Source organism: Thalassospira sp. UBA1131, assembly GCF_002311515.1.
Classification (GTDB): Bacteria; Pseudomonadota; Alphaproteobacteria; order Rhodospirillales; family Thalassospiraceae; genus Thalassospira.
On the sequence record NZ_DCAO01000033.1, the window covers coordinates 1 to 3,850 of the forward strand.

The 3,850-nt window shown below is 54.3% G+C and carries 4 protein-coding genes; all 4 read left to right on the top strand.

Annotated elements, in window-relative coordinates:
• Positions 1-510 (top strand): VWA domain-containing protein (locus B3Z49_RS04750; RefSeq protein ID WP_296988547.1); only part of this gene is annotated, 510 nt, incomplete at its 5' end.
• Positions 510-1,337: a J domain-containing protein gene (locus B3Z49_RS04755; protein ID WP_296988548.1), complete on the top strand. Its 828-nt coding sequence runs from the start codon at positions 510-512 to the stop codon at positions 1,335-1,337. The genes B3Z49_RS04750 and B3Z49_RS04755, both read left to right, overlap by 1 nt.
• A 113-nt stretch (positions 1,338-1,450) precedes the next feature.
• Positions 1,451-2,338, top strand: a complete 888-nt coding sequence (gene galU, locus B3Z49_RS04760) for a UTP--glucose-1-phosphate uridylyltransferase GalU (protein ID WP_008890594.1) — start codon at positions 1,451-1,453, stop codon at positions 2,336-2,338.
• 80 nt (positions 2,339-2,418) lie between these two features.
• A complete protein-coding gene (locus B3Z49_RS04765; RefSeq protein ID WP_063088325.1) occupies positions 2,419-3,741 on the top strand; it encodes a UDP-glucose dehydrogenase family protein in 1,323 nt (440 codons plus the stop codon).
• Positions 3,742-3,850: the final 109 nt, after the last annotated feature.

The following is a 3,850-nucleotide window of genomic DNA, read 5'->3' on the forward strand; positions in this document are numbered from 1 at the left end:
GGCGCCCTTGATGTGCAGCTTGTGTTCTTTCGCGGGCTTTCGGAATGCAAATCAAGTGGCTGGTGCCGCAACGCCAAATCATTTCGCGACTATATCACCAAGGTCACCTGCCGTGCCGGGCATACACAGATCGAACGGGTTCTGGCGCATGTTGAACGCGAAGCGGGTGATAAAAAAATCGATGCCTTGATTTATGTCGGCGACTGTATTGAGGAAAATCCAGATCATCTGGCCCCGATTGCCGGGAAACTGGCGCTTAAGGGGGTAAAGGCATTCATGTTTCAGGAAGGCCACGATCGGGATGCGGCATTTGCCTTTGGCGAAATTGCGCGGATAACCGGTGGTGCCTTCATGCAGTTTGATGCCAGTGCGGCCGGCAAGCTTCGTGATTTTCTGGGCGCAGTGGCAAGCTATGCGGTGGGCGGGCAGTCCGGACTTTCGATCTATCAAAAGAAAACCGGGTCTGAGGAAGTGCTCAGGCTTGGTCATCAATTGCGAAAGCCGCGTTGATGCAGTGGTTTTTGATCGGAATCGCAGCATTTATCGGGGTTGGCTTCTTTATTCGCTGGATGACAGAGGCCGAGCCCAAAGAAATCCGTAAAATTGTCTTATTTCTGATCATCTTGGTGTTGATCATGCTTGCGGGCTGGTTGTTGCTCACAGGCAAGATTGCCGCGATGGGTGCGGCTTTGGCGGCGACTGTGCCGTTTTTGTTTCGGATGATGAAGCTTGGATTCCTGTGGCCAATCTTTCGCAGGATCTTTGCAGCGTCTCGAAAACGCGCCCAGCCGGGAAGTTTTGGCAACCGCACATCCGGTGCGGGATCAAGTTCGGAAATTCGCACTGAATTTCTGCATATGGTGCTTGATCTTGAAACCGGGCAAATGCGCGGTGGCGTTGTCAGCGGTCCCTTTGCCGGGGCCGATCTTGACAGCTTGGGACTTGACGACCTGCAGTCGCTTTATGTTGACTGTTGCAGTGCAACCGACCAAAGCCGGGCGGTTCTGGAAGCCTATCTTGAACGCCGCCCCGATTGCGCGGCATGGCAAAGCTGGCGCCAGAAAGATCACGGCGAAGACGGAGCACAAAACGGAGGAAGCGACCGCAACCATAACGAGCAAGGTCAAAGTGGCAAAAGGAGTTCAAGTGCGTCTGGCATGACGGCGAAAGAGGCCCGAGAAATCCTGGGTGTGGCGGATAATGCCACCCGCGAGGAAATCAACCGGGCCTATAAAAAGCAGATCAAGGCGGTTCACCCGGATCATGGTGGATCGGACTATCTGGCCTCAAAGATCAATGCCGCGCGAAGCCTTTTGTTACGGCTATGTAAAGATTAGCGTCAATAATACGTGCGCTTGCTTGATCCGTGTTCTCGAATTGTGGCAGAAGCATATATGCGGGCAATTCCAATATGGACTGGCGTGCAGCGGTTGAAAAAGGAAAGTATTGAATGTCAAAAAGAATCAAGAAGGCAGTTTTTCCGGTCGCAGGCATGGGAACCCGTTTTTTGCCCGCCACCAAGGCAATGCCAAAAGAAATGCTGCCGGTCGTTGACAAGCCGCTTATTCAATACGCTGTCGAAGAAGCCATTGCGGCCGGCATCGAAGAATTCATTTTTGTGACCGGTCGCGGCAAAACCGCGATTGAGGACCATTTTGATCGCTCTGCCGAGCTGGAGGCGATCCTGACCGAGCGCGGCAAGGAAGAAGCACTGTCCAAGGCGCTTGAAATGATCCCGGAAAACGGTCGTGTGACCTATACCCGTCAGGGCAACCCGCTTGGCCTCGGGCACGCTGTTCTGTGCGCCAAGTCGCTGGTCGGTGACGAGCCGTTTGTCGTGTTGCTCGCAGATGACCTTATCCAGTCAAAAGTCCCGTGCATGAAGCAGATGGTCGACAGTTATGGCCGTACGGGTGGCAACATGGTTGCCGTCATGGATGTCCCGCGCGAGGAAGTTCACCGCTATGGTGTGCTGGAAATCGAAGGCACCAACGGCCGCCTTGTCAGTGCATGCGGCATGGTTGAAAAACCAAAACCCGAAGAAGCCCCTTCGACCCTGTCGGCCATCGGGCGTTACATCCTTGATCCCGGCATTTTCGAGGTGCTTGAAAACATTCCGCGCGGCGCTGGTAATGAAATCCAGCTGACCGATGCGCTGGCCGCAATGATCGGCAAAGTACCGTTCTATGGCTATAACTTTGAAGGCCGTCGTTTTGATTGCGGCAACAAGATCGGCTTCCTGAAAGCCACAATGTCATTTGCTCTTGCCCGTGAAGACATGCGCGACGATGTCCGCAAGCTTATTCACGAGTTCGCTGAAGGCGAAGCGGCAGAATAACCATTCATGTCAACAATGTCCGACCGGAATAGCGATGTGATCTGTTCCGGTCGGGATTTACTTACCAGGATAAAACCTCAATGCGCGTAGCTATGATCGGGACCGGATATGTTGGACTTGTCTCCGGTGCCTGTTTTTCCGAGTTCGGTACGGACGTTGTTTGTGTCGACAAGGATGTCGAAAAAATCGCCCGTCTCGAAGACGGTATCATGCCAATCTACGAGCCCGGTCTGGATGTTCTGGTTGAAAATAACGTCAAGGCAGGCCGCCTGACCTTTACCACCGACCTCAAGGAAGGGGTCAAGGATGCGGACGCTGTCTTTATTGCCGTGGGCACACCGACCCGCCGCGGCGATGGTCATGCTGACCTGAGTTACGTTTATGCTGCGGCCGAAGAAATCGCCGAAGCCATGGATGGCTTCACCGTCATCGTGACCAAATCGACGGTCCCGGTCGGAACCGGTCGTGAGGTCGAACGTATCATTCGTGAAAAGCGACCGGATGCAGAATTTGCTGTGGTCTCGAACCCGGAATTCCTGCGCGAAGGATCGGCGATTGGCGATTTCATGCGCCCGGACCGCGTCGTCATCGGCACCAGTGATGAGCGCGCCCGCGAAGTGATGTCGGATCTTTATCGTCCGCTGTATCTGATCGAGACCCCGATTGTCTTCACCACCCGTGAAACGTCGGAAATGATCAAATATGCGGCCAACACCTTCCTTGCCGCCAAGATCACCTTCATCAATGAAATTGCCGATCTTTGTGAAAAGGTCGGTGCGGATGTCCATGATGTCGCACGCGGCATCGGTCTTGACGGCCGTATTGGCAAGAAGTTCCTGCATCCCGGTCCGGGCTATGGCGGGTCCTGTTTCCCGAAAGATACCATCGCACTTGTGCGCACCGCACAGGAATATAACAGCCCGCTTCGCATCATCGAGACGGTTGTTGATGTCAACGCCAAGCGTAAAAAGGCGATGGCAGATCGCGTGATCGCGGCATGCGGTGGTTCTGTTGCGGGCAAGACCATCGGTATTCTGGGGCTGGCTTTCAAACCCAATACCGATGACATGCGCGATGCGCCGAGCCTTGATATCGTTCCTGCCCTGATCGCGGCAGGGGCGAGTGTCAAGGCCTATGACCCCGAAGCCATGGAAGAAGCCAAGAAGCTTCTCGATGGCATTTCCTATTGCGACAACGCTTACGATACGGTCGAAGGCGCCGATGCAATGGTCGTCCTGACCGAGTGGAACGAATTCCGCGGTATGGACCTTGATCGCATCAAGGACGCGCTGAAACACCCGATCGTCGTTGATCTGCGTAACGTTTACGATCCGAACGAGATGGCTGAAAACGGTTTCAGCTATTCCTGTGTTGGTCGTGCATCTATCGGAGGCAAATCCTAATCATGACGAATTCCGCCGGACACAAGTTTGATAGCTCTGTTTTGCGCGAATATGACGTGCGTGGCGTTGTTGGCGAAACCCTGCATGCGGCAGACGCCAATGCGTTGGG

Bases quoted from the DNA above. Each gene is read 5' to 3' on its own strand.
- B3Z49_RS04755 (WP_296988548.1), top strand. From the start codon at position 510: ATGCAGTGGTTTTTGATCGGAATCGCAGCATTTATCGGGGTTGGCTTC.
- galU (WP_008890594.1), top strand. From the start codon at position 1,451: ATGTCAAAAAGAATCAAGAAGGCAGTTTTTCCGGTCGCAGGCATGGGA.
- B3Z49_RS04765 (WP_063088325.1), top strand. From the start codon at position 2,419: ATGCGCGTAGCTATGATCGGGACCGGATATGTTGGACTTGTCTCCGGT.